General features: G+C 56.5%; 1 protein-coding gene. It reads right to left on the reverse strand.

Annotated elements, in window-relative coordinates:
- Positions 1 to 358: 358 nt before the first annotated feature.
- Positions 359 to 699 (reverse strand): RNase H family protein (locus RMT89_RS40585; protein WP_315888765.1); only part of this gene is annotated, 341 nt, incomplete at its 5' end.

Raw genomic sequence — 699 nt, forward strand, 5'->3', positions numbered from 1 at the left:
GGCTCCAGATGCTTCCTTTGCCTTGCCCGATTTTGGCTGGGGCCGCCTAGTCTTCGCCTGTTTCGCATGAGAGTGCGGGTTAGGCGCTATCGCGGGAACGGCTTCAGTCTTCGGGCCAAGTCTTGATTCCTTTTGGGGGCTGCCCTTAGCCCTGTAGACTTTCACCGAGCGTCGTTTTTCTTCCTCTCGTGCGAGGCGGGCCGCGCTGGCGTTGTTATGGAACGGAGACGGCACGCTATAAGCTGACGCACTAGCCCCCTTCTGGCTATCGACAAAACCGGAACCTCCACACATCGGGCAGTTTGGCGCGTGAATAGCCCCACCATCGCACCGTGAGCAAAATTCCATCTGTCTCTCCTTACCCCCGCTCCAAGCGAAGGATCTCTTGGGTGTCCAGAGTACCCTGGTATTTAACAAACGCGCCCTGGCGTTCGACAGAAGCTTTCATCGCCATGCGATCGGCCAACTCGTTACCCTTGATCCCCGCATGGGCTTTGACGTGCACCAATTCGATGGCGTGACCAATTTCGTTGTAGAGGTTATAAGCGGCTTCTACAATGGCCTGATTCTTGACCGGCTCATTGTTGGGCCGACGCCAACCACGCTTTTTCCACCCGCTCGCCCATTGGCTGATACACTTGATTGCATACTGCGAGTCGGGGCGGATACGCACGCTCTTACTTTCGGAAAGGGCCGTTT

The sequence above is a fragment of the Streptomyces sp. P17 genome, assembly GCF_032436805.1.
GTDB lineage: Bacteria > Actinomycetota > Actinomycetes > Streptomycetales > Streptomycetaceae > Streptomyces.